Origin of the sequence: Thermus igniterrae ATCC 700962, from assembly GCF_000376265.1 — a bacterium.
GTDB classification, from domain to species: Bacteria; Deinococcota; Deinococci; order Deinococcales; family Thermaceae; genus Thermus; species Thermus igniterrae.
On the sequence record NZ_AQWU01000073.1, the window covers coordinates 1 to 20,867 of the forward strand.

At 67.8% G+C, this 20,867-nt stretch carries 19 protein-coding genes, 1 tRNA gene, 1 CRISPR repeat array and 1 riboswitch (1 of these 22 running past the window's edge); of the genes, 18 read left to right on the forward strand and 2 right to left on the reverse strand.

The features are described from left to right. Positions 1 to 619: 619 nt before the first annotated feature. From B128_RS12895 to mnmE, 14 genes are all read left to right on the forward strand, one after another. The gene (locus B128_RS12895) at positions 620 to 1,762 is read left to right on the forward strand and encodes a hypothetical protein (protein WP_040683625.1); all 1,143 of its coding nucleotides are present in this window, start codon (positions 620 to 622) and stop codon (positions 1,760 to 1,762) included. Positions 1,763 to 1,828: 66 nt separating this feature from the next. Then, positions 1,829 to 2,095: a hypothetical protein gene (locus tag B128_RS0110870; protein WP_018112300.1), complete on the forward strand. Its 267-nt coding sequence runs from the start codon at positions 1,829 to 1,831 to the stop codon at positions 2,093 to 2,095. 270 nt (positions 2,096 to 2,365) lie between these two features. Then, the gene (locus tag B128_RS0110875; protein WP_018112301.1) at positions 2,366 to 3,784 is read left to right on the forward strand and encodes a radical SAM/SPASM domain-containing protein; all 1,419 of its coding nucleotides are present in this window, start codon (positions 2,366 to 2,368) and stop codon (positions 3,782 to 3,784) included. Between the two features lie 718 nt (positions 3,785 to 4,502). Continuing rightward, a complete protein-coding gene (locus B128_RS13250; RefSeq protein ID WP_245537247.1) occupies positions 4,503 to 4,745 on the forward strand; it encodes a hypothetical protein in 243 nt (80 codons plus the stop codon). 5 nt (positions 4,746 to 4,750) lie between these two features. Beyond that, positions 4,751 to 5,506, forward strand: coding sequence for an ABC transporter (locus B128_RS0110885; RefSeq protein ID WP_018112303.1), 756 nt, complete (start codon positions 4,751 to 4,753; stop codon positions 5,504 to 5,506). Positions 5,507 to 5,514: 8 nt separating this feature from the next. Then, positions 5,515 to 6,276 carry a hypothetical protein gene (locus B128_RS0110890; RefSeq protein WP_018112304.1) on the forward strand — a complete coding sequence of 254 codons (762 nt, stop codon included), beginning with the start codon at positions 5,515 to 5,517 and terminating at the stop codon, positions 6,274 to 6,276. Further along, the gene (locus tag B128_RS0110895; RefSeq protein WP_018112305.1) at positions 6,276 to 7,187 is read left to right on the forward strand and encodes an ABC transporter ATP-binding protein; all 912 of its coding nucleotides are present in this window, start codon (positions 6,276 to 6,278) and stop codon (positions 7,185 to 7,187) included. Before B128_RS0110890 ends, B128_RS0110895 begins: the two co-directional genes overlap by 1 nt. A 20-nt stretch (positions 7,188 to 7,207) precedes the next feature. Further along, positions 7,208 to 8,353, forward strand: coding sequence for a pyridoxal phosphate-dependent aminotransferase (locus B128_RS0110900; RefSeq protein WP_026175211.1), 1,146 nt, complete (start codon positions 7,208 to 7,210; stop codon positions 8,351 to 8,353). After that, complete coding sequence (gene pdhA, locus B128_RS0110905; protein WP_026175212.1) at positions 8,322 to 9,362, forward strand: pyruvate dehydrogenase (acetyl-transferring) E1 component subunit alpha; 1,041 nt, start codon at positions 8,322 to 8,324, stop codon at positions 9,360 to 9,362. The genes B128_RS0110900 and pdhA overlap by 32 nt, the downstream gene beginning before the upstream one ends. Continuing rightward, positions 9,356 to 10,351 (forward strand): alpha-ketoacid dehydrogenase subunit beta, encoded by a 996-nt coding sequence (locus B128_RS0110910; RefSeq protein ID WP_018112308.1) that lies wholly within the window; start codon positions 9,356 to 9,358, stop codon positions 10,349 to 10,351. Before pdhA ends, B128_RS0110910 begins: the two co-directional genes overlap by 7 nt. Before the next feature lie 170 nt (positions 10,352 to 10,521). Next, positions 10,522 to 11,145, forward strand: a complete 624-nt coding sequence (locus B128_RS0110915; RefSeq protein WP_018112309.1) for a CBS domain-containing protein — start codon at positions 10,522 to 10,524, stop codon at positions 11,143 to 11,145. 38 nt (positions 11,146 to 11,183) lie between these two features. Further along, entirely contained in the window at positions 11,184 to 12,458 is a 1,275-nt protein-coding gene (gene hemL / locus B128_RS0110920) for a glutamate-1-semialdehyde 2,1-aminomutase (RefSeq protein WP_018112310.1), read from the forward strand. A gap of 9 nt (positions 12,459 to 12,467) precedes the next feature. Beyond that, positions 12,468 to 13,676 (forward strand): potassium/proton antiporter, encoded by a 1,209-nt coding sequence (locus tag B128_RS0110925; protein WP_018112311.1) that lies wholly within the window; start codon positions 12,468 to 12,470, stop codon positions 13,674 to 13,676. Continuing rightward, positions 13,660 to 14,964 carry a tRNA uridine-5-carboxymethylaminomethyl(34) synthesis GTPase MnmE gene (gene mnmE, locus B128_RS0110930; RefSeq protein ID WP_018112312.1) on the forward strand — a complete coding sequence of 435 codons (1,305 nt, stop codon included), beginning with the start codon at positions 13,660 to 13,662 and terminating at the stop codon, positions 14,962 to 14,964. Before B128_RS0110925 ends, mnmE begins: the two co-directional genes overlap by 17 nt. Positions 14,965 to 14,966: 2 nt before the next feature. On the opposite strand, the gene metX is transcribed toward mnmE, so the two are convergent. Then, positions 14,967 to 16,109, reverse strand: a complete 1,143-nt coding sequence (metX, locus tag B128_RS0110935; protein WP_018112313.1) for a homoserine O-acetyltransferase MetX — start codon at positions 16,107 to 16,109, stop codon at positions 14,967 to 14,969. Beyond that, entirely contained in the window at positions 16,106 to 17,371 is a 1,266-nt protein-coding gene (locus tag B128_RS0110940; protein WP_018112314.1) for an O-acetylhomoserine aminocarboxypropyltransferase/cysteine synthase family protein, read from the reverse strand. The genes metX and B128_RS0110940 overlap by 4 nt, the downstream gene beginning before the upstream one ends. Before the next feature lie 127 nt (positions 17,372 to 17,498). Beyond that, a riboswitch (SAM riboswitch) is annotated at positions 17,499 to 17,634 on the reverse strand. A gap of 115 nt (positions 17,635 to 17,749) precedes the next feature. Here B128_RS0110940 and B128_RS0110945 point away from each other — a divergent pair. The 4 genes from B128_RS0110945 to coaD all read left to right on the forward strand — a co-directional run bounded on the left by B128_RS0110945 (position 17,750) and on the right by coaD (position 20,360). Beyond that, a tRNA-Pro gene (locus B128_RS0110945) sits at positions 17,750 to 17,826 on the forward strand. 40 nt (positions 17,827 to 17,866) lie between these two features. Beyond that, positions 17,867 to 19,354 carry a PhoU domain-containing protein gene (locus tag B128_RS0110950; RefSeq protein WP_018112315.1) on the forward strand — a complete coding sequence of 496 codons (1,488 nt, stop codon included), beginning with the start codon at positions 17,867 to 17,869 and terminating at the stop codon, positions 19,352 to 19,354. A gap of 10 nt (positions 19,355 to 19,364) precedes the next feature. Then, positions 19,365 to 19,880: an RsmD family RNA methyltransferase gene (locus B128_RS0110955; RefSeq protein ID WP_018112316.1), complete on the forward strand. Its 516-nt coding sequence runs from the start codon at positions 19,365 to 19,367 to the stop codon at positions 19,878 to 19,880. Beyond that, entirely contained in the window at positions 19,881 to 20,360 is a 480-nt protein-coding gene (gene coaD, locus B128_RS0110960; RefSeq protein ID WP_018112317.1) for a pantetheine-phosphate adenylyltransferase, read from the forward strand. Between the two features lie 434 nt (positions 20,361 to 20,794). Beyond that, a CRISPR array of direct repeats spans positions 20,795 to 20,867; the repeat unit is 36 nt; unit sequence GTTGCAAAAGCCTTAGCCCCGTAAGGGGATTGCTAC; it runs 341 nt beyond the window's last position.

A 20,867-nucleotide genomic window follows, 5' to 3' on the forward strand; every position in this document is an offset into this window, starting at 1 on the left:
AGGGGGAGGGTCTTACCTTGAGGGCCCTTCTCGCGGGGCTCGCCTTCCTCCTCGAGGACAGGCGGCTCCTTCCCCTTACCCTCTACGCCCTGGCCCTGAGCTTCCTCTCCGGGCTAGCTCTGGCCCTCCTGCCCCTCCTGGCCCTGGCCCAGGAGACGCCCCCTGCCCTCTACGGCCTCTACCCCTTGGGCCTCTCCNTNGGGGGCTTCCTGGGAAGCCTCGCGGCGGGGAGGGTAGGGCCTTGCCTGGGGATTTGGGGCGGGCACGGGCTGAGGGTCTTGGGGCTTGCCCTCCTCCTCCTGCCCTTTCCTTTCGGGCCTCTTGGCGCTTTCCTTGTGGGCGGNGGCGGTGCCTTAAGCGGGGTCCACCTACGGGCCTACCGGCAGCGCCTCGCGCCGGAGGCCCTCCTGGGCCGGGTGCAGGCGGGGGCGGTGGCCCTTCTCTCCCTGGGGAGCCTCCTCGGCACCCTCCTGGCGGGGGGCTTGGGAACCCTTGGCCCCCGGGTGCCCCTCCTTACCGCCCTCCTGGGCCTCCTTCTCCTCCTGCCCTTGGCCTTGGGGCCCATAGGGTGCGGGCGGCTCCTCGCCTTGAGGGAGGGGAGGTCCCCGTGAGGTTTCCTTTGCATAACGCGCCTCTCTGGGCCGAGGCCCTGAGCGACGTCGGGGCCTCCATTGGCTTTAGTGCCCTCGCCCTGGAAGTAGCCCGCACGGGGGAGGCCTTATGGGTGGGCTTCTTCGCCGCCTTGGGGTACCTCACCCTGGGACCCCTCCTCTTCCTCAGTCCTTGGGTGGAGCGGCAGGGCCTGGCCCGGGCTCTCCTGGAGTTGCGCCTGGCCCGGGGCCTCCTCTTCCTCCCCCTTCCCTTCCTGCCGCGGGAAGCCGCCCTCCTGGTCTTCTACGCTTACCCCCTTATGGTCCTCACCGACCTGGCCCTCGTGGCCTGGGAAGGCCTCCTGGTGCGGAGAGGCCGGGGCAGGCTGGCGGAAAGGAGCGGCAAGCTCTACGCCGCCTGGGAGGTGGGGGGGCTGGTGGGGGTAGGCCTCGGCCCCGCCCTCTTCGCCCTCCATCCCGCCCTCCCTTACCTCCTTGCCGCCGGGATCCTCCTCCTGGCCTGGGCCCTCCTCCGCCCCGCCCTCACGGGGGAGAAGGGGGAGAGGGAGGAGGCGACGAGGCCCGAGGCCTTGGTGCAGTCCCTCCGTCGCCTCCTGGCCCATGCCCCCCTCAGGCCCTATCTCCTTCTTTCCCTCCTCTTTACCCTGGCCCACGCCCTCACCACCGCCCTTCTGGGCCTTCTGGCCCTCCGGGCGGGCACCCCGGAAGCCCTCTTCGGCCTGGTCTTCGCGCTGCAAAGCCTGGGGTACACCCTGGGAAGCTACTTTGCCGGGCGGGTCCCACCGGCCCTGGCCTTTAGGCTGGGCCCGCTAGGGGCAGCCCTCGGGGGGATGGGCTTTCTCCTGCCCTTTCCCCTCCTCCTCGCCGCCCCTCCCCTCTTAGGCCTGGCCGTGGCCCTCCTCAGCACCCACCTGCGGGCGGTGCGGGGCTGGCTCCTGCCCAAGGAGGGCCTGGCCCCAAGTCTCGCCGCCATCCGCGCCCTCCTCTACGGGGCCGGGGCCCTGGGGGGCCTGGGGGCGGGGGTCCTGGGCAAGTGGAATCCAACCCTGCCCCTCCTCCTAGGAACCTTGGGATTTCTGGTCCTTCTCCCCTTCGCCCTAGGACCCCTGCACCCTAGGCGACTGGAGGCCTTAAGGCAAGAAGTAGAGTAGGAATCTTGGACAAGGAAAATCTACCCCTTCTCGTTTTTGGCCCGTTTCCGGCTAACCTGTAGGCGTATGACGCTGGCCCTCCTCCTCTGGCTGGAAGCCTTCCGCCTCTTCGGGGCGGGGTTCTTCTACTTCGCCCACGCCGCCCTCACCGCTCTTGGGGCCTTGAGCCCCCTAGAGGCGAGCTCAGCCCTGGCCTTCCGCCTCCTGGCCGAGCCCCTCTTCGCCCTCTACGGGGGGCATCTGGCCGACCGGTGGCCCAGGGGAAGGCTCCTCCTCCTGGCCGGGGGGCTCCTCCTCGGCTTCGCCTCCTGGGCGGGAAGGGGGTGGCGGTGAAGGCAGGCTAGTACGGACACTTAAAGCCCCGGCCCCGGGGGCGGGCAGTGGGGGGCGAGGCATTGGGGAAGGACCCCAGAGCCCCCGAGGAGGGCGAGGAGAAGCCACAGGAACTGCATGTTTAAAGGCTACCCAGGCTTACGTAACCTCCGCGTAACGCCCTGGGGTCTTTATGAGAGTCTTCTGAGTTACGCGAGCGTTACCTTCCCCTTGCTACCTTAAGGCCAGCCTGAGGATGGCCGAGAGGGGTGAAAGGGCATGCAAGACGGGATGTTGCAGCTACTCGTGGTGAACCTCCATGAACCCGCCCAGGCACCAGCCCGGGGAGGGGCAGCCTATAAGCCGAGCCGCTTCAACCACTTCCACACCCTGCTCACGGGCGAGAAGCTCGCCTTCAACTCCCTCTCCGGTGGCCTGGCCGTCTTGGATTCAGAAGGATGGGCGCGCTACACGGCCCTGGTCAAGGGGGAGCCCTTGGACCCCAAGAACCCTGTAGACCAGGGGCTCGTGGAAGGCCGCTTCGTCGTTCCCGAGAACTTTGACGAGCTGGCCTACCTTAAGACCCTCCACCTGCGGCAGCGCTACACCACGGAGGCCTGGAGCCTAACGATCTGTCCCACCATAGACTGCAACTTCGGCTGCGACTACTGCTTCCAGCGGCACCGGGTGAGCCGCATGACCGAAGCGGTTCAGGCCAAGCTCCTGGAGGTCTTCGCTCAAAAAGCCCCCCGCCTCAGCAAGTTCTTCGTCACCTGGTTTGGCGGTGAGCCCACCCTGGCCTGGGATGTCGTCCAGAGGCTATCCCAGGGGTTCTTGGAGGTAGCCGAGAGGAACCGCGTGGAGTACAGCGCGAGCCTCATCACGAACGGCTACCTCCTGGACGAAGGGAAGGTGGCGGACATGGTCCGCTACCGCATTCACCTGGTCCAGATCACCCTGGACGGGGACGCTCCCTACCACGACCAGCGCCGCCACCTCCTTACCGGGGAAGGGAGCTTTGAGCGCATCCTGGCCAACCTGCGCCTCTTCCTCGGGAAACCCGTCTTCGTCCACATCCGGGTCAACGTGGACGTCCGGAACCGCGAGGGCGTGCCCGCCCTCTTGAAGCGTCTGGCCGAGGAAGGGCTGGCCCACCAGGAGAACCTGCGGGTCTACTTTGCCCCCGTAACCTCCACCGCCCCGCCCAGCCACGGGGTCAAGGGGTTCTGCTTTACCCGCAAGGACTTCGCCCGGATTGAGCCGGAGTACTTCACCCTTGCGGAAAGCCTAGGCCTGGCCACCCTTCCCTACCCCTCCCTTCAGCTTGGAGGGTGCGTGGCCGCCCATCCGGAGGGGTTCGTGGTGGAGCCCGACGGCACCCTGCAGAAGTGCTGGGACACGGTGGGGCAGCCCGAGTTCGCCGTGGGCAACCTCCTGGAATACGATCCCCTGCAACTTGCGGAGAACCCCGTTTACCAGCGCTGGATGTCCTGGGACCCCTTCTCCGAAGAGCTCGCCTGCTCCCGTTGCACCTGGCTTCCTGCGTGCATGGGGGGGTGCCCCTTGAAGGTGGTCTTCCCCGAGGCCATGCCTGAGGGGAAGGTGGAGCTGGAGTGCACCACCTTCAAGTGGAACTGGAAGCGTACCTTTACTTTGCTAGCCGAACGTGCAGGCGAGGCAGAGCCGGCACCTCGCCCCTGCACGGGCTAGGGAAAGGAGGTGAGGAAGATGCGGTGGGTCGTGAAGCCTGGACTGCGTATAGCTCCTAGCGGCGACTGTGGCTACAATTGTGGGCAGAATTCGGGCTGCGGCATCAACACCAAGCTTTGGTAGCTGAGGCCTAGGTAAGGAGGCCAAGGTAGCCTGTGCAGCGAAGAAGTCAAGGCACCTTGGCCTCATACTCCGGAATAAAGCGATGAGCCGGTTCCAGTGGTTGGCCGAAGTAAGGCTGATGTTGGAGCACTACAGGCTATATTGGCTCAACTTCCTCTCCGGAATGTTGGCAGATGTATTGTTTTTCTATGCCATCTTAATCGGCTTGAAAAGCGTAACGAAGACATCTCTACCAAACATAGACTCAGGCTCTCTGCTGGCCTTATACGGTGTCTTCCAATTCACAGGGGCCCTTTGGCGAACATTTGCTTCGAATATTTTGAACGAGAGCCTGCTTGGGACCATAGAGCACCTCTCTCTAGCAAGGGGAGGGTTACTTACCCAGCTAACGGTAAGGGCCTTTGTCCTTGGCCTAAACGGGGGGCTGTATGCCGCGGCGGTGCTCCTGGTGCTCTACTGGGTGAGCGGCATTTCCTTCCAACTCTCTTGGTGGTGGCCGCTTGGTGTGTTGGCCTTCCTTCCAATAAACCTCGGCTTAGCTTTCCTCATGGGATCCTTGGGACTTCTCTTTAGACGGGTAGATAGCCTTTTTGTTGTGCTCAATTTCATACTGCTCCCCTACTTTCTTTCCCTTACCCAATGGCACCCCTACATGGCCTACCTCCCCTTCGCCCCAGGGGCCCACCTGGTGCGGCTTGGGCTCACGGGCGGGGAGTTTGACCGGGAGATCTTCCTCCTGGCCCTCCTCCAGGGCCTCCTCCTCTTCGGGGCGGGCCTTTGGGCCATGGCCTACATGTACCGCCTAGTCCGCAGGCGGGGTATATTGGGGAGGTTCTAGGGGGTATGGTGCTCTGGCCGCTTTGGAGCGAGTTCCTGCTCTCTTGGGCCCGAACCCGGCGTTACTGGTTCAACACGCTGGCAAACCTGGGGGGGAGCCTCCTCTACTTCTACGCAATCCTTTTGGGCTTTAGCCGGCTTACCCCCGAGGAGGCCCGCTTCTTGGACCCAGGCCCCCTGCTTCTGGTCTTCACGGCCTTCAACCTCACCTTGTTCACCTTCCAGTCCATCGCCTACACGGTCCAGGGCGAGGCGCAACTGGGGACCCTGGAACACATGGCCCTGGCCCGGGGAGGCCTCCTGCGCCAGCTCCTCCTCCGGGCCCTGGTGCAAAGCCTATTCGGAGTTCTCTGGAGCCTTTTGGTCCTCCTACCCTTGGCCTTGGCCTTCGGCGTGACCCTAGGCCCCCTGGCCCGCTGGCCTTTGGGGTTCTTGCCCCTTTTCCTGGCCGCCTTGGGCTTCGGCCTCCTCATGGGGGCCACTGCCTTGTACTTCAAGCAGGTGGACGAGTTTTTCACCATCGTCCAGTTCCTCTTCCTGCCCTACTTCTTCTACCTGGTCCGGTTTGAGCCCTGGATGGCCCACCTGCCCTTCGCCCCCGGGGTGCACCTCCTGCGGCTTAGCCTCTCAGGGGCGGAGGCGCCTTGGGGCCTGTTGGGCCTGGCCCTCTTTCAAGGGCTCCTCCTCTTCGCCCTGGGGCTTTGGGCCATGGCCTACATGTACCGCCTGGTGCGCAGGCGGGGTATATTGGGGAGGTTCTAGGAGGTGTGATGCTCTGCTGGCAACTCTGGAGCGAGTTTCTCCTGGAGTGGAACCTGACCAGGCGCTACTGGTTTGACACCCTGGCGGGGCTTCTGGCCTCCGTCCTCTTCTTCTACTCCATGGTCCTCGGCCTGGAGAACCTGACCCCCGAGGGGCTGGCGAGCCTAGGTCTGGACCTGGGCCCCCTCCTCCTGGTCTTCGCCGCCTTCAACCTGGTGGTGGGCACCTTCCAGTCCATCGCCTATTCCGTACAGTCCGAGGCTGCCTTAGGCACCCTGGAGCATCTGGGCCTGGCCCGGGGAGGGCTTCTCCGGCAGCTTCTCCTGCGCGCCCTCGTGCAGGGTCTCGCCGGCATCACCTTTAGCCTCCTTACCCTTCTTCCCCTGGTTCTCCTCCTCGGGGTTAGGCTCACCCCCGCCTCCTGGTGGCCCCTGGGCCTTTTGCCCCTGTACCTCGCCGCCTTGGGCTTCGCCCTCGGCATGGGGGCCCTCGCCCTTCACTTCAAGCGGGTGGAGGGCTTCTTCACCATCGTCCAGTTCCTTTTCCTGCCCTACTTCTTCTCCCTGGTTCGCTTCGCTCCCTGGATGACCCCCCTCCCCTTTGCCCCAGGGACGCAGCTCCTGAAGCTCGCCCTCACCGGGGAGGGGGCGTTCCCCGGGCTTCTCCTCCTCGCCTTCGTGCAGGCCCTCCTCTTTCTCGGGGCGGGGCTTTTCGCCATGGCCTGGGTCTACGCGGCGGTGCGGCGGAGGGGCCTATTAGGGAGGTACTGATGCGGCTTTTGGTGCAGAACGTCCACAAGCGCTTCGGCAAGCTGGAGGCCCTCAAGGGGGTGAGCCTGGAGCTTGGGGCCGGGGAGATCCTGGGCCTTTTGGGCCCCAACGGGGCGGGCAAGACCACCCTCATCAAGGTCGTCCTCGGCCTCCTCCTGCCCGACGCGGGAGAGGTGGTCCTGGAGGAGGGCGGGGCGCGGCGCAGGCCCCAGGGCCACGAGTTCGGCGTCCTCCTGGAGGGAAGCCGCAACCTCTACGTCAACCTGAGCCTCCTGGTGAACGCCCTCTACTTCGGGGGCATCCGGGGGCTTCCCCCCAGGGAGGTCCGCCCCCGGTTTGAGGCCTGGCTGGAGCGCTTCGGCCTAAGGGACCGCCTCCACGCCCCCCTCGCCTCCCTCTCCCGGGGCATGCAGCAGAAGGCGGCCTTGGCCCTCGCCCTCGCCCTCAAGCCCCGCTTCCTCCTTCTGGACGAGCCCACCCTGGGCCTGGACCCCGTGAGCCGGAGGGAGTTTGAGGGGATCCTCCTGGAGCTTAAGAAGGAGGGCTGGGGCATCCTCCTCACCTCCCACGACCTGGAGGTGGTGGAGCGGGTGAGCGACCGCGTGGCCTTCCTCCACCGGGGGGAGGTGCGGCGGCAGGGCCCCACCCGGGCCCTCCTCCGGGACTGGGCCGGGGAGGGGTACCGGGTGCGCCTCGCCGAGCCCAAGGCGGAGGCCCTCCTCAAGGCCCTGGGCCCCGGCTGGAGTGCGGAAGGCCCCGAGGTCCTCTTCTTCCTGGGGCCGTGGGAGGCGCTGCGGGAGGTCTTGGGAACCCTCCCCGTGGAAGTGTTGGAGGTCTCCCGGGGGACGCCGAGCCTCGAGGCCCTCTTCCTCCACCTCTTCGGGGAGGCCCGCCCTTCCCCCAGCGCATAACTTTGCGCTACCCTATCCCCATGCGCCTCCACCCCCGCACCGAGGCGGCCAAGGAGAGCATCTTCCCCAGGATGAGCCAGCTCGCCCAGCGCCTTGGGGCGGTAAACCTGGGCCAGGGCTTTCCCTCCAACCCTCCTCCGGCCTTTCTCCTCGAGGCGGTGCGGCGGGCCCTGGGCCGCTACGACCAGTACGCTCCCCCCGCCGGGTTTCCCCCCTTGCGGGAGGCCCTAGCCGAGGAGTTCGGGGTGGAGCCGGAGGCGGTGGTGGTGACCTCAGGGGCCACGGAGGCCCTCTATGTCCTCCTCCAGAGCCTCCTGGGTCCAGGGGAGGAGGTGGTGGTCCTGGAGCCCTTCTTTGACGTGTACCTGCCCGACGCCTTCCTGGCCGGGGCCGAGGCCCGGCTGGTGCGCCTTGGGCTTACCCAGGAGGGCTTCCGCCTGGACCTCAAGGCCCTGGAAGAGGCCGTCACCCCCCGCACCCGGGCCCTCCTCCTCAACGCCCCCATGAACCCCACGGGCCTGGTGTTCGGCGAGGAGGAGCTTCGGGCCGTGGCCGAGCTGGCCCGGAGGCACGACCTCTTCCTGGTCTCCGACGAGGTCTACGACGAGCTCTACTACGGGGAAAGGCCCAGGCGCCTGCGGGACTTTGCCCCGGAGCGCACCTTCACCGTGGGGAGTGCCGGCAAGCGCCTCGAGGCCACCGGCTACCGGGTGGGCTGGATTGTGGGCCCCAAGGCCTTCATGCCCACCCTGGCGGGGATGCGCCAGTGGACCAGCTTTTCCGCCCCCACCCCCCTGCAGGCGGGGGTGGCGGAGGCCCTGCGGGTGGCGCGGCGGGAGGGGTTTTACCAGGCCCTGCGGGAGAGCTACCGGAGGCGGCGGGACCTCCTCCTGGAGGGGCTTCGGGCCCTGGGGCTTCGGGCCTATATGCCCCAGGGCACCTACTTCCTCATGGCCGAGCTTCCCGGCTGGGAGGCCTTTGCCCTGGTGGAGGAGGCCCGGGTGGCCCTCATCCCCGCCTCCGCCTTTTACCGCCAAGACCCCCCCGAGGGGCTTTTCCGCTTCGCCTTCTGCAAGAGCGAGGAGGAGCTCACCCTGGCCCTGGAGCGCCTGGCCCTTGTGGTAAACTCCCCCCGTGAAGCTCAAAGTGGTGGAGTACCTGAGTAAGGGGGAGTTTCCGCTAGGCGAGGCGGAGGCCCTCTCCCTCTACCGGGCCATGCGGCGGGCCCGGTTTTTTGACGAGAAGGCCCTCACCCTGCAGCGCCAGGGGCGGCTTGGGGTCTACGCCCCCTTCATGGGCCAGGAGGCCGCCCAGGTGGGGCTGGCCCTGGCCCTGGGGCCGGGGGACTGGGTGGTGCCCAGCTACCGGGAGTCCGCCCTGCTCCTGGCCCGGGGGCTTCCCATCCACACCCTCATCCTCTACTGGCGGGCCCATCCCGCGGGCTGGCGCTTCCCCGAGGGGGTCAGGGCGGTGAACCCCTACATCCCCATCGCCACCCAGATCCCCCAGGCGGTGGGCCTCGCCCTGGCCGGGCGGTACCGGGGGGAGAACTGGGTGGTGGCCACCTCCATCGGGGACGGGGGGACGAGCGAGGGGGACTTCCACGAGGGGCTGAACTTCGCCGCGGTCTTCGGCGCCCCCGTGGTCTTCCTGGTGCAGAACAACGGCTACGCCATCAGCGTTCCCCGGTCCAAGCAGATGCGGGTGGACTACATCGCCCGGCGCGCCGAGGGGTACGGGATGCCCGGGGTGGTGGTGGACGGGAACGACGTCTTTGCCGTCTACCTGGAGGCCAAAAAGGCCGTGGAGCGGGCCCGTAAGGGGGAGGGGCCCACCCTGCTGGAGGCCCTCACCTACCGCCTGGCCCCCCACACCACCTCCGACGACCCCACCCGCTACCGCACCCGGGAGGAGGAGGAGGCCTGGCGGCAGAAGGACCCCCTCCTGCGCCTGCGCCAGGCCCTGGAGGCCAGGGGGCTTTGGGGGGAAGGGGAGGAGGCCGCCCTTTTGGCGGAGCTGGAGGAGGAGTTCGCCCGGGAGCTGGCCCTGGCGGACGGCGCCCCCGAGCCCCGTCCGGAGGAGATCGTGGAGCACGTGTACCGGGAGATGGGTCCGGATCAGCGCCGGGCCTGGGAGGCCCTGAGGCGGGGCCTCCACCTGGAGGAGGTATGGTAGCGGAGAAGACCCGTGTCCTGAACATGGTCCAGGCCATCAACGAAGCCCTGGACCTGGCCCTGGCCCGGGATGAAAGGGTTCTGGTCTTTGGGGAGGACGTGGGGCGCCTGGGCGGGGTCTTCCGGGTGACCGAGGGGCTTCAGGCCAAACACGGCGAGGCCCGGGTCTTTGACACCCCCCTGGCGGAAAGCGGCATCCTGGGCCTGGCCATCGGCCTGGCCATGGGGGGGATGCGGCCGGTGGCGGAGATCCAGTTCGCCGGCTTCCTCTACCCGGCCCTGGACCAGATCCTCTCCCACCTGGGGCGCTGGCGCCACCGGAGCCGGGGGCGGGTGGGCCTTCCCGTGGTGGTGCGGGCCCCTTACGGGGGCGGGGTCCACACCCCCGAGCAGCACGCGGACTCCCCCGAGGCCCTCCTGGCCCACGCCCCGGGGGTCAAGGTGGTCATTCCCTCCAGCCCCGAGAGGGCCAAGGGGCTTCTCCTCTCGGCCATTGAGGACCCCGACCCCGTCTTCTTCCTGGAGGCCATCAAGCTCTACCGCGGCTCCCGGGCGGAGGTGCCCGAGGGCTACTACACCCTGCCCCTGGGGAAGGCCCGGGTGGTGCGGGAAGGGAAGGCGGCCACCCTAATCGGCTACGGGGGCATGGTGGAGGTGATGCTGGAGGCGGCCTCCGTGGCGGCCAAGGAGGGGGTGGAGGTGATGGTGGTGGACCTGGAGACCCTGGTCCCCCTGGACGAGGACACTCTCCTGGAGGCGGTGAGGGAGACGGGCCGGGCGGTGGTGGTCTACGAGGCCATGCGCACCGGGGGCTTCGGGGCCGAGGTGGCCGCCCGCATCGCCGAGGGGGCCATTGACCACCTCCAGGCCCCCGTCCTGCGGGTGGCGGGGTACGACGCCCCTTACCCCCCCTTCAGCGCCATTGAGCACCTCTACCGCCCCAACGCCCGCCGCGTCCTGGCGGCCCTCAGGCGGGTCCTCACCCACTAGGGCTTGCGTGGGTCCGTCCCGCCTCGAGGCGGGACGGGTTTTCTTTTGGCGAAGTTTTCGCCGACAGTTTACTAGGGTTAGGGGATTTTTGTCGCTTCTTGTTTCGGTATCTTTGGTTTAATGTAAAGTAAAAACTTGACTTTGGGCCGTCGCTGTTTCATCATCAAGCCATGAGCTTTGGCCCCACCCGCCTCAAGGACGTGATGCGCACGGACCTGGTGGTAGCCGAACCCCATCTGTCCCTGAGGGAGGCCCACCGCCTCCTGGCCCAGACCGGGGTGCGCTACCTGCCCGTGGTGGAGCGGGGGCGGTACCGGGGGCTTCTGGGGGAGCGGCACCTGCGCCTTTCCCTGGCCCCCTGGGCCCCAGGGGTCATGGCCGACCTCGAGGCCCCCGTGGCCCGCTTCCTGCAGCCCTTCCCCCAGGCCCACCCCGAGGACTCCCCTGAGGAGACCGCCTTCCGCATGGAGGCCGCCCGGGTGGGGGCCCTGCCCGTGGTGGAGGGGGAGGCCTTGGTGGGGCTGGTCACCGCCTACGACCTCCTGAAGGGGCTTTTGGAGCTTCTCCGCCCCAAGGCCCCGGCAAGCCGCCTGGAACTCCTGGTCCCCGACCTGGCCAGGCTTTCGGAGGTCCTCGAGGCCCTGCGCCAGACCCGGACCCCCCTGGTGGGCCTCCACCTCTTCCAGGAAGCGGGGGGCCTGGGGTACCGGGTCCTCCTCCACCTGGGCGTCCTGGACCTGAGGCCCCTCCTGGAGCGCCTCAGGGCCCTGGGCCTCCACCCCTTCCGCCCCTAGCTACCCTCTTTCCCGCCCAAGCCGCTAGAGTAGGGGGCATGGAGCGGCCCACTTCCGAGCGGCTTTTTGCCGAGGCCAAGCGGCACATCCCGGGCGGGGTGAGCAGCCCCGTGCGGGCCTTCAAGGCCGTGGGGGGCACCCCTCCTTTCCTGGTGCGGGGGGAGGGGGCGTACGTGTGGGATGCCGACGGGAACCGATACCTGGACTATGTGATGAGCTGGGGTCCCCTCATCCTGGGCCACGCCCACCCCGAGGTGCTCCGCCGGGTGAAGGAGGTGGCAGAGAAGGGCCTTACCTTCGGAGCCCCCAACCCCCTGGAGGTGGAGCTGGCCCAGGCGGTGAAGCGGGCCTACCCCCAGATGGAGCTGGTGCGCTTCGTGAACTCCGGCACCGAGGCCACCATGTCCGCCCTGCGCCTGGCCCGGGGCTACACGGGCAGGCCCTACATCGTCAAGTTCCGCGGCAACTACCACGGCCATGCGGATGGCCTCCTGGTGGAGGCGGGAAGCGGGGCCCTCACCCTGGGGGTGCCCTCCAGCGCCGGGGTGCCCGAGGCCTACGCCGCCCTCACCCTGGTCCTGGAGTACAACGACCCCGAGGGCCTGCGGGAGCTCCTTAGGCGCAGGGGAGAGGAGATTGCCGCCATCATCTTTGAGCCGGTGGTGGGCAACGCGGGAGTCCTGGTGCCCACGCCGGACTTCCTCCAGGCCCTCCACGAGGCCAGGGACTACGGCGTCCTCCTCATCGCCGACGAGGTGATGACCGGCTTCCGCCTGGCCTTCGGGGGGGCCACGGCGCTTTTAGGCCTCAGGCCCGACCTCATCACCCTGGGCAAGATCCTGGGGGGCGGGTTGCCCGCCGCCGCCTACGGGGGCCGGCGGGAGATCATGGAGAAGGTGGCCCCCCTGGGCCCCGTGTACCAGGCGGGCACCCTCTCCGGGAACCCCCTGGCCATGGCCGCGGGCCTGGCCACCCTGGAAATACTGGAGAAAAACCCCGGGTACTACCCCCGCCTCGAGGCCCTGGGGGCCAGGCTGGAAAGGGGGGTTGCCGAGGTGCTGGGGGAGAAGGGCATCCCCCACGCGGTGAACCGGGTGGGCTCCATGATCACCGTCTTCTTCACCGAGGGGCCGGTGCGCACCTTCGCCGAGGCCAAGCGCACGGACACCGAGCTCTTTAGGCGCTTCTTCCACGGTCTGTTGGACCGGGGGGTGTACTGGCCGCCCTCCAACTTTGAGGCGGCCTTCCTCTCCGTGGCCCACACGGAGGAGGACGTGGAAAACACCCTGGAGGTGCTTGGCGAAGCCCTTTAGAATGAGGGCATGGCCGGCGCCGCTGCCGACCTTTTCTTGTTTGGGAGTTCGGTCCTTCTCCTTCTAAGTATTCTTCTGAGCCGGGTTTCCCAGCGGTTCGGTATCCCCGCTCTGCTCTTCTTTCTCGCCTTGGGGATGCTGGCCGGTTCTGATGGCCTCGGGGGCATCTACTTTGACGATGCCCGTCTGGCCCAGGGCCTGGGGGTGATGGCCCTTGCCTTTATCTTGTTTTCCGGCGGTCTGGACACGGAGTGGGCCAAGGTACGCCCAGTCCTCCTTCCTGGCGTGCTTCTCGCCACCTTGGGTGTAGTTCTCACCGCTTTGCTGGAGAGTCTCTTCGCAAGCCTGATCCTGGGATTTTCCCCCTTACAGAGCCTGCTCCTCGGGGCTATCGTCTCCTCCACGGACGCGGCTGCCGTGTTCAGCGTGCTCCGAAGCCAGGGAGTGCGGCTTAAAGAACGTCTTAAGGCCCTTTTGGAGTTAGAGTCCGGGATCAACGACCCTATGGCTGTCTTGCTCACGGTGGGCCTTACTGCTCTCCTTGTGGGCGTGGCGCAACCGGGGGATCTGATCTGGATGGGGCTCAAACAGTTGGGCCTAGGCTTGGTCCTGGGGTATGCCTTGGGCCGAGCCATCGCCTGGGCCTGGGACCAGTGGAGCCTTCTGTACCGGGGCCTGAGGCTCCTCCTGAGCTTTGCCCTGGTGCTTTTCACCTACGGCTTCACGGCCGTCCTAGGGGGGAGCGGTTTCGCCGCTGTCTACGTGGCCGGACTGGTGGTGGGCTACCTCTCCCTGAGGCAGAAGGACGAGCTTCTCCTCTTTCACGACGGCGTGGCCTGGATCATGCAGGTGGTGATGTTTCTGGTGCTGGGCTTGTTGGTCTTCCCCTCACAGTTGCCCGGAGTGGCCCTCAAGGGGGCCCTTTTGGCCCTCTTTCTCATGTTCGTGGCCCGCCCCTTGGCCGTGGCCGTTTGCCTTCTCCCCTTCCGCTGGTCCTGGCGGGAGGTGCTCCTCGTGGGATGGGTGGGCTTAAGGGGGGCGGTGCCTATCGTTCTCGCTACTTACCCCCTCTTGGCCGGGGTTCCTGGGGCCGCCACCCTCTTCAACCTGGTCTTCTTCATCGTGTTTTTTTCCGTGGCCCTTCAGGGGCCCACCTTGGGATTTTTGGCCCGGAGGCTGGGTCTAGAAGAGGAGACAAGGGATGCGCGGTCTTCGTGACCCCATCTGCGCCATCGCCACCCCCCCGGGTAAGGGGGCCATCGGGGTGGTGCGCCTTTCGGGGGAGGGGGCCCTGGAGCTGGCCGCCCGCGTCTGGCGGGGCAAGGACCCCAGGGGGCTTAAGGGAGGGCGGTTCACCCTGGGGGAGGTGGTGGACCCCAGGACGGGGGAGGCCTTGGACCAGGCCCTCCTCCTCGTCTTCCGCGCCCCCCGTTCCTACACCGGGGAGGACCTGGTGGAGTTCCACACCCACGGCTCCCCGGCGGTGCTCCGGCGGGTCCTCGAGGCCCTGGTGGAGGCGGGGGCCCGGGTGGCGGGCCCGGGGGAGTTCACCTTCCGCGCCTACATGAACGGCAAGCTGGACCTGGCCCAGGCGGAGGCGGTCTTGGCCCTGGTGGAGGCCGAGGGGGACCTGGCCCGGCGCCAGGCCCTGAGGGCCCTGGAGGGAGGGTTTTCCCGCAGGATAGAAGCCCTGGAAGGCCGCCTCCTGGACCTCCTCGCCCACATCCAGGCCCTCCTGGACTACCCCGAGGAGGGGGTGGAACCCCTGGAGGCCGAGCGGGTCCTCCGGGAGGCCCTGGCCGAGGTGGAGGGGCTTTTGGCCCAGGCCCGGGCCTCGAGGCTGGCCCAAAGGGGGGCCCGCCTGGCCCTCATCGGGGCGCCCAACGTCGGGAAAAGTTCCTTGCTCAACGCCCTTTTGGGCTATGAGCGGGCCCTGGTTTCCCCCATCCCCGGCACCACCCGGGACTACCTGGAAGCCCCCCTGGAGCTTTTTGGCATCCCCCTCCTGGCGGTGGACACCGCCGGGGTGCGGGACACGGAGGACCCCCTGGAGCGGGCCGGGGTGGAGCGGGCCCTGAGGATTGCCCAGGAGGCCGACCTCGTCCTCTACGTGGCCGACCGCTCCCTGCCCCGCCCTGCCCCCCCGCCCCTTCCCTGGGAGCGCACCCTAAAGGTGGCCACCAAGGCCGACCTGCCCCCCGCCTGGGAGGACCCGGACTTCCTCCCCGTTTCCAGCCACACCGGGGAGGGGCTTGCCCGGTTGAAGGAGGCCATCCGCGAGACCCTTTTGGGCCAGGGAGGCGGGGAGTACCTCCTCACCGAGAGGCAGGTGGAGGCCCTCACCCGGGCCAGGGAGCGCCTCTTGGAGGCCCTCACCCTCCCTGAGGACCTCATGGGCCTGGCCCTGGAGGAGGCCCTGAACGCCCTGGGGGCCTTGCGGGGACGCCAGGGCGTGGCCGAGGAGGTGGTGGCCCGGGTTTTCGCCCGCTTCTGCGTGGGCAAGTAGCCCTAGGGGAGGAAGCCGTCCAGGATGGCCTCCACCTGGTCGGTCTCTATGAGGAAGGCGTCGTGCCCGTGGGGACTTTTGATCTCCCGGTACCGCCCCCCGGCCAGCCTGGCCGCCCTTCGCACCTCCTCCGCGGGGTAGAGGAGGTCGGAGTCAATGCCCACGAAGAGGGAGGGCAGGGTGCGCAGGCGGCCCAGGGCCTCCTCCAGGCCCCCCCGGTCCCGGCCCACGTCGTGGGTGTCCATGGCCCGGGAGAGGACCAGGTAGCTTTCCGCGTGGAAGCGCCTCAAGAACTTCTCCCCCTGGTAGTCCAGGTAGGTCTCCCCCTTCTCCGGAGCCTCGCCCCAGCGGGACTCAAATCCCCTGGGGGCCCGGTAGCTCATCATGGCGATGCCCCGGGCCAGGGCCATGCCCCGGGGGGCAGGGTTGCCCTCCCAGTAGCCCGGGTCCTGGAGGATGGCCTGGCGGGCCAGGTGGTTGAAGGCCCGGGCCCAGGGGCCGTGCCGGGCGGGGGCGGCCAGGACCACCAGTTTCTTTACCCGCTCGGGGTACATGAGGGCGAACTCCAGGGCCACCATGCCTCCCAGGCTCCCCCCGATGACGATGGCCCGCTCCACCCCCAGGTGGTCCAGGAGCCGGGCCTGGGCCCGGGCCAGGTCGCGGATGGTGAGGGGAGGGAAGTCCCGGCCGTAGGGCCTTCCCGTGCGGGGGTCTATGGAAAGGGGGCCGGTGGAACCGTAGCAACTCCCCAGGTGGTTGGCGGAGACCACGTAGTAGAGGGCGGGGTCCAGGATGCGCCCCGGCCCCACCAGGCTGTCCCACCAGCCCTCCCGGCCGAAGGCCTGCTCCAGGGGGGAGAGGCTCTGGAAGGTCTTCTCCTCGTAGGTGCCCGCCAGGTGGGCGCTGCCCGTGAGGGCGTGGAAGACCAGGACGGCGTTGTCCCGCAGGCGGGAGAGCCGGCCGTAGGTTTCAAACCTCAGGCGCACCTCGGGCAAATACCCCCCCAGCTCCGTGTAGAACCCCTCCCGCCGGGGGAAGAGCACGGCGGTGCGGGGCCTGGGCGGGGGGATGGAGAGGGGGGAGCGGGGGGGCTTGAGGATGAGGGCCTCGTGCTCCCCCCAGGTTTCCAGGGCGATCTCGCTCATGCCAGGGCCTCCTTGAGCTCCGCCTTCAGGTCTTCCAGGTGCTCCAGGCCCACGCTGAGCCGCACCATCTCCGGGGTCACCCCGGCCAGGGCCTGCTCCTCCGGGGAGAGCTGGGAGTGGGTGGTGGAGGCGGGGTGGATGGCCAGGGTGCGGGTATCCCCCACGTTGGCCAGGTGGGAGATGAGCTTCAGGCGGCCCATGAAGGCCTTGGCGGCCTCGTAGCCCCCCTTGAGGCCGAAGGTGAGCACCGCCCCCGGCTTTCCGCGGAAGTACTTCAGGGCCCGGGCGTGGTGGGGGTGGTCCTCGAGGCCCGGGTAGTTCACCCAGGCCACCCGGGGGTGTTCCCGCAGCCAGTGGGCCAGGTGCAGGGTGTTCTCCACGTGGCGCTCGGCCCTGAGGGAAAGGGTCTCCATACCCAAGAGGACCAGAAAGGCCTCAAAGGGCCCCAGGGCCTGCCCCTGGTCCCGCAGGCCGTCCACCCGGGCCTTCACGATGAAGGCCAGGTCCCCGAAGGCCTCGGCGAGCCTCAGGCCGTGGTACCCCGGCTGGGGTTCGGTGAGGAGGGGGTAGCGCCCGTTGTCCCAGGGGAAGTTGCCCCCGTCCACAATCCCCCCCGCGATCACCGCCCCGTGCCCTCCCACCCACTTGGTGAGGGAGTGGGTGACCAGGGCGGCGCCCCAGGCCAGGGGCCTCAGGAGGTAGCCCCCCATGCCGAAGGTGTTGTCCACGATGAGAGCCACCCCGGCCTCGCGGGCCGCCTGGGCCAGGGCCTCGAGGTCGGGGATGTTCAGGGCGGGGTTGCCGATGGACTCCACCCACCAGGCCCGCGTCCTTTCGTCGGTGAGGGCTAAGAACTCCTCGGGCCGTTCCTCCCGGGAGGTAAAGCGCACCTCAATCCCCAGCCGGCCCAGGGTCACCTTGAACTGGTTGTAGCTACCCCCGTAGAGGTTGGGGGTGGAGACGAAGTTGTCCCCCGCCTGGGCCAGGGTGGTGAGGGCCAAAAACTGGGCCGCGTGGCCCGAGGAGGTGGCCAACGCTGCCTTGCCCCCTTCCAGGGCCGCCAGGCGCTTCTCCAGCACCTCCACCGTGGGGTTCATGATGCGGGAGTAGATGTTGCCGAACTCCTTGAGGGCGAAGAGGTTGGCCGCGTGCTCGGGGCTTTTGAACACGTAGCTGGTGGTGGGGTAGATGGGCACCTGACGGCTTTGGGTGGTGGGGTCGGGCTCATAGCCCGCGTGGAGTTGCAGGGTCTCAAAACGCATCCTTGGCCTCCTTTCCCATGACCGGCCGGGGTCGCTGGGGAAGGGGCCAAAAATAGGCCCCTTCTGGCGGGAACATGGTGCACCGTTCTCTCGCCTAGAAGGGGTTGGGCGTGGCGCTTACCCCCCTCTCTTATCGTCCCCGGGCGTTTCCCCCGCCCGGGCCGGCCTTGGCACCAGCCCCGCTCGCTTCCGGCCATGAAACGGAAGGGCGGGAGGTTGCCGCGGTTTCGCAGGGCCGTACCCTCCACCGCTCTGGATAAGAGAACGGGCTGGTTTTCGCCGCGCCCCGGCGCGGTTAGGGGTCAGTGTAGGGATTCTTGCCTTGCCCGTCAACCCCTTTGACCTTTTTCGCCCTCTCCCCTATACTGGACTCCGCTACGGGGAGTAGCGCAGCCCGGTAGCGCACCTCGTTCGGGACGAGGGGGTCGCTGGTTCAAATCCAGTCTCCCCGACCAAAAGGCTGGCCCGAAGGCCAGCCTTTCGTATACTCCTGGGGTGGGTTTTCTCGCCGGTCTGGCCCTGTTTCTCCTGGGGGTGGAGCTCCTCGCTCAGGGCCTTGCCCCTCTGCGGGGGCGGCGCCACCTCCTGGGGCGGGCCCTGGGCCACCCCTCGAGGACCCTCTTCTTCGGCCTCCTGGCGGGCCTGGTTTCCGGAAGCGGCTCGGGGGTGAGCCTCCTCGCCCTGGGCCTCCTGGAGGGCCGCGTCCTGGGCCTTTCCCTGGCGGCCCTCCTGGCCCTGGCCGCCACCGCCGGGGCCGCTCCCTGGGTGGGGGTGTTCCTCCTGGGCCAAGGAGGGCTGGAGGGGGCCTTCTGGGTGGCCGGCCTCCTCCTCTTTCCCTTTCCCCGGGGGCGGTCCCTGGCCCTGGGGCTTTGGGGCCTGGGCCTCCTCCTCTTGGGCTTTGCCCAGATGGGGGCAGGGGCGGAGGGAGTGGCCCGGCTTTTGGCCTCCCTTGACCCTTCCCCCGGCCTCATGTACCTGGCGGGCCTCGCCCTGGCCCTGGTCTTGGGTTCGGCCAATGGGGTGGCGGCCATGGCCCTGGCCCTGGCGCCGGCCCTGCCCGCAGGCCTAGCCCAGGCCCTGGTCCTGGGGGCGGGGGTGGGCACCACGGGAAGCCTCTTCCTCGCCTTCCTGGGCGGCAGGCGGGAGGCTTTGGCCCTGGGCGCGGTGCTTGGGCTTCACCGCCTTCTCCTCTCCCTGGGCCTTTTCCTTCTGGCCCGGGTCTTTCCCATGGGGGTGCTGGAGACCCACCTCCTCTCCCACCTCCTCTATGCCCTGGCCTTTTTCCCCCTGCGCCGGGGCTACGAGGCCCTGGCCCAGCGCCTTTTCCCCGTGCCCCAGGTGGTGCCCAAGTACCTTTCCCCGGAGGCCCTGGAAAGCCCCCTTTTGGCCCAGGCCCTGGTGCGCCGGGAGCTGGCCCGGGTGGCCGATGCCGTGCGGGCCATGCTGGCCAAGGCCGTACGCATCCTGGCCCAGGAGGAGGGGGGAGAGGCGGAGCTGTCCGAGCTGGAGGAGAAGGTGGACCACCTCACCCGGGAGGTGGTGCTCTACACCGCCCAGCTTTCCGCCCGGGCGGGGGATGAGCGGGCGGTAGCCCTCCTGGTGGCGGCCAGCGAGCTGGAGCACCTGGGGGACCAGGTGCGCCGGGTGGTGCGCCAGGCGGAGCGGCTTTGGGGGCAGGGGCTTTCCTTCAGCCAGGAGGGCAAGGAGGACCTCCTGGAGGCGGCCAGGCTGGTGCTGGGCCGCCTGGAGCGCATGGCCGCGGCCTGGGGGGCAGGGGAGAAGGCTCTGGCCCAGGAGGTGCTCTCGGAGGGGCCTCAGGTGGCCGCCTTCCTGGACCGCCTGCGCCGGGCCCACCTCCTGCGGCTGGAGGCGGGGCGGGAGGAAAGCCGGGCCACCACCCTGGCCCACCTGGACCTCCTCCTCACCCTCGAGGACCTCTCCGCCGGGGTGGAGAGGCTTTGCCGCCACCTCCTGGAGCTTTAAGCTTAGGGGCGTGGTGAGGATTCTCGGCGGCCGGGCCAAGGGGGTGCCCTTGAAGGTGCCTGCCTCTGCCCGTCCTTCCCCGGTGCGGTTGCGGAAGGCCCTCTTTGACTACCTGCGCCTGCGCTACCCCGGGCGGGGGCGCTTTCTGGACCTCTATGCAGGTAGCGGGGCGGTGGGCCTCGAGGCGGCCAGCGAGGGTTGGGAGGCCACCCTGGTGGAGAAGGACAAGGAGGCGGTGGCCCTCCTCAAGGAAAATGCCCGCCGCACTGGCCTTCCCGTGCGCATCGTGCCCCTTCCCGTGGAGGTTTTCCTGCCCGAGGCCAGGGCCCGGGGGGAGCGCTATACCGTGGCCTTCATGGCTCCTCCTTACCCCATGGACCTGGTGGCGGCCTTCCAGGCCCTTCTGGAAAGCGGTCTGGTGGAAAAAGGCGGGCTTTACATTCTCCAGCACCCCAAGGACCTGGTCCTGCCCATGGGGGAGCGACGGGTGTACGGGGAAAACGCCCTCACCCTGGTGGAGGTCTAGATGCACGTGGTCTACCCCGGAAGCTTTGACCCCCTTACCAACGGTCACCTGGACGTCATCCAGCGGGCGAGCCGCCTCTTTGCCAAGGTGACGGTGGCCATCCTGGAAAACCCCAACAAGCGGGGCCAGTACCTCTTCACCGCCGAGGAGCGGTTGGCCATCGTGCGGGAGGCCACCGCCCACCTGGCCAATGTGGAGGCCCACACCTTCTCTGGCCTCCTGGTGGACTTCGTGCGCCGGGTGGGGGCCCAGGCCATCGTGAAGGGTTTGCGGGCGGTTTCCGACTACGAGTACGAGCTCCAGATGGCCCATCTGAACCGCCAGCTTCTTCCCGGGTTGGAAACCCTCTTTATCCTTTCTGCCACCCGCTATTCCTTCGTATCCAGCACTATGGTGAAGGAGATTGCCCGCTACGGAGGGGATGTGTCCAAACTGGTCCCCCCCGCCACCCTGAGGGCCCTGAAGGCCAAGTTTGGCTAGGCGTTTCCTGGGCTTCGGCCAGAGGGAGCGGCTTTTAGCCCTTTGGCTTAAACTCAGTTATTGCTTCCACTTGTTATAGCTACTTCCCAAATTCGCCATTGCCCGCGGAACAGGCATTTTTGACGCTTTACCAAAGCGAACCAAGGTGGCATAGGGCATTTTTCTGATAAAAATGAACCAAGTATATGCTTCCAGTGATGTGCTATAATGCAGGTGTCCGAACCTTCGGACGGGGAGCTTGACAAGGAGTTTTTGCCTTGGGCAAGGGGAATATGCGCCTTTCCCCTCTCATCGCATCGCCCGCAGGGCTATGAGCATGGGCATAAATCCCGCAAAATGCTCTCTATACGCCATGTGTATATTCCAGGTTTCATCCTTCTCACAAACCCCCCCTCCAAAAACCTTGTCCAGGACGTTGCGGAGGAGGGGGTAGAGTTGCAAAAGCCTTAGCCCCGTAAGGGGATTGCTACTTGTAAGCCACGAGCACCCCAACAGCCTCGGGATTTT